Genomic DNA, 3,155 nt, shown 5'->3' on the forward strand with positions numbered 1-3,155 from the left:
GCTGTAGGCATGGAAGAACATGTCGCAAGCATCACAGAAGCTGACACGGACGCGGCATCTGAAGCGAAAACCTCCGATGAAGCGATCGCTCAAACTCAACTGGATCGCGATGACAGCAGTCACGCAGCAGCATCCCCCGACAGCGCTAGCGAAGAATCGATCGCTCCCGCCGTTGCCAGCACCAGTATCGAAGCCGCCATGGGCTTAGCCCCGGAGCCCGCCCGTCAGGAGCGCCCTGTTACAGAAGATGCTCCGGCCGAAGACGCCCTTACGACTTCGGACGCGGAAAGCAGTGAGCCTCAGAGTATTGATGAGACCGAGACTCAGCCTGAACTGCAGCCAGAGCAAGCTACCGCCGGCCTTTCTGTGGAAGCCGAAGCCGCGAATGCGCCGGGTGACGGTGTAAATGAAGAGGGCCGAGCAGTGAACGACCCTCGCGTCGCCCCTGCCCCAGTGCAAGAACTGCACATCGAAACTGGACAAATAGTGCTGTTCTCAGAGACACCGGCGCCCGCCGTGGCTGCACCTGACCGGCAGGTACCGCGCGCTAGTAATGACCCACGAGGCCCCAAAGGCGCGCGCAGTGCTGAAGGGTAATCACTAGCCGCGCAGGCTAGGCTGACCGCGAGTCTCTGAACGACAACACTCAGAGACTCGCGGGTTTTTCAGGGCAATTCAAAGACTATTTTTCCATTCACCATGGTCAGGACAACTTTGGTTTCGTGAATCCCATGGGCGTCCAGGGAAAACAAGTCCTTATTCAGAACAACCATGTCTGCTTGTTTTCCCGGTGTTATCGAACCGATTTCCTTTTCCAGCCCCAACTGAAACGCGCCATCAATGGTGTAGCCCCTAATAGCTTGCTCGAGGTTAATCCTCTCATCAACAGGTGGCTGAGGTAGATAATCTTTATCTCCCGGCGGCTGACGGGTCAGCGCCATTTCAATATTGAAGACCGGGTTCATGCCATCGAGGCCTATCCAGCTCGCAGGAAAGTCGCTTCCTAGCGTCACTTTTCCGCCAGCCGCCGCAATAGACTTGAGTGGATACATATGCGCCAGTCTCTCTTCTCCAAGGTAAGCCAAAGCAATATCGTCGTAGGCATACCAGGTTGGCGTGGACTGCACGATGACATCAAGCTCGCCAAAGCGAGGAACATCGGCTGGATTCACGACTTGCGCATGGCAGATAGTAAAACGGCTCGTGCTGTCAGGGTGTTCTGAACGGGCGTACTCCACAAGATCAAGGCCCATGCGCACCGCTCCATCTCCAATCGCGTGCAGGTGCACATCAATCTTTTGCTCCGCTGCCGCGGCAACCACTTCTTTGGTTTTCTCAAGAGGGACCAAAGGCTCTGCGCGATGCCCCGGCGGCTCCAGATAAGGATCAATGGTATAGGCGGTTTGCGCTTCCACAGTTCCATCAAGGGATACCTTTAGCACCTCGACGTCAAAAAACTCATGCTCGTACTCGCGAGACAGCCTGCCGAGATCATCCATCGCTGTAAGGAGTCCTCGTTCGCTGTTGACGTAATGCGACCCGACTATGCGCACGGGCAGTTTTCCTGCGTCGGCGCGTCCGCCCATGAATCGAAACAGCTGTCCGTCCCCTTCGATCATGCCCGCGTCAAATGCGGCTGTGATCCCCATAGCGGACATGCTGGCGAAAAACTCGTCTGCCGACCTGTCGAGGATTTCGGCATCAATCACGCCCAGAGACTCGGCCACCCAGCCAAAGGCCTCCCCCTCGATCAACCAACCGGTAGGACTACCATCGGGATAACGACGATAAAAATGCGCGCCGGGTTTAGGATCAGGCGTATCTGCCGTAAGCCCTACCGCGTCCATGGCGACAGTGTTTACCCACGCAGAGTGAAAGCCCTCATCAAAGATGATCACGGCCCGATCAGACACTACGCTATCAAGATCTTTGGCAGTGGGCCCCTCGGGACCAAAGGCCGCCCCTAAAAAGCCGGTACCAATGAGTGGATCTTGGTCCGGGTACTCCTGTGCGTGCTGGGCAATGGCCTCCAAGGCCTCTGAGCGCGTCATGGCAGGCGACAGGCTCGCAGCAAATAGATAAGGCAGCGTGGATCCAACATGCATATGGCTATCAATGAAACCCGGCAGAAGCAATTTACCTGCTAGATCGCGATTTTGAGTGCCGGGCCCCACAAACGCATCCACACCCGCGTTACTGCCCACGTAAACGATCGTGTCTCCCCTAATCGCTACCGCTTCTGCCCAAGGCGTGGCTTCGTCCATGGTGTAAATTTTTGCGCCGAAAAACACGAGATCCGCTGCGTCTTCCTGTGCCTGGACAGAGTGGCTGCAAGCCAATGTCATCAGTATCGATAGGTATCGTACGTATAATCGCGCCATGGGGGCTCCCTCTTAGATGATTCTGAAACACTGAGTCTGACTCGGCTGACTCGGCTGACAGCAATGGTTACTATGGCTCCATGGGGGTAAACCAACAAGCCCTCTTCACCCCTTGTGGTTTGCTAACTCGCTTAACGTAGAGGAAGCGCAATGGCGCAGCAAAAACCCGATGAAGCGGCATGGTTAAAGGCCACGTTGCGTGAGGGCTTCGATCGTCTTCAACGCGGGGACACCGCTGGCGCCGCCGATTGCTGTCGCCGGGTGCTTCAACGCAAGTCCGATTTGGCGGAGGGTCATTTTCTGGTCGGGATGATCGCGATGAATAGCGATGATGCCAAAACAGCCATACAAGGTTTTGGCTCGGTCACAAAACTTCAACCCGATCACGGCGGAGCGTGGGCACAGCTCGCACGCCTTTTTATGCGACAGGGGCAAGTGAATCGGGCAGAAGATGCCTTAAAAAAGGCGGTCGCTCACGCTGACCAAAACCCGGTCGTACAAGACACCATTGCTACTGTATACACGCTTCTGGGTAATGCGGAAGACGCTTCCCAATGGCAGGAAAAAGCTTTGGCAGCGCAGCCAGGCAACGTTGGGTTCCTCATCAATCGTGCAAACAATCTGATGTTCATGGGTGATTTCGCGGGTGCTAGATCACGCCTTGAAGCCGCTATTGCTAAAAATCCCAGGCACGCGAATGCTCACTGGTTGTTATCGAGTCTTGAGAAAGCGAAGGGTCGTCAACACATAGATGAAATCACGGCCATATTGCAC

2 protein-coding genes and 1 pseudogene are annotated in these 3,155 nt (G+C 55.6%); 2 read left to right on the forward strand and 1 reads right to left on the reverse strand.

Going from position 1 to position 3,155, the window contains the following annotated elements; all coding sequences use genetic code 11:
- Positions 1–597: pseudogene (locus AB8B76_RS12175) on the forward strand (ribonuclease E/G); the annotation flags it as partial.
- Between the two features lie 68 nt (positions 598–665).
- On the opposite strand, the gene AB8B76_RS12180 reads toward AB8B76_RS12175, so the two are convergent.
- Positions 666–2,381: an amidohydrolase gene (locus tag AB8B76_RS12180; protein WP_405272829.1), complete on the reverse strand. Its 1,716-nt coding sequence runs from the start codon at positions 2,379–2,381 to the stop codon at positions 666–668.
- A 150-nt stretch (positions 2,382–2,531) separates the two neighbouring features.
- On the opposite strand from AB8B76_RS12180, the gene AB8B76_RS12185 reads away from it, so the two are divergent.
- Positions 2,532–3,155: tetratricopeptide repeat protein (locus tag AB8B76_RS12185; RefSeq protein WP_405272831.1), on the forward strand; the 624-nt coding region annotated here is incomplete at its 3' end.

The sequence above is a fragment of the Congregibacter sp. genome (genome assembly GCF_045107095.1).
Classification (GTDB): Bacteria; Pseudomonadota; Gammaproteobacteria; order Pseudomonadales; family Halieaceae; genus Congregibacter.

Bases quoted from the DNA above. Each gene is read 5' to 3' on its own strand.
- AB8B76_RS12180 (WP_405272829.1), bottom strand. From the start codon at position 2,381: ATGGCGCGATTATACGTACGATACCTATCGATACTGATGACATTGGCT.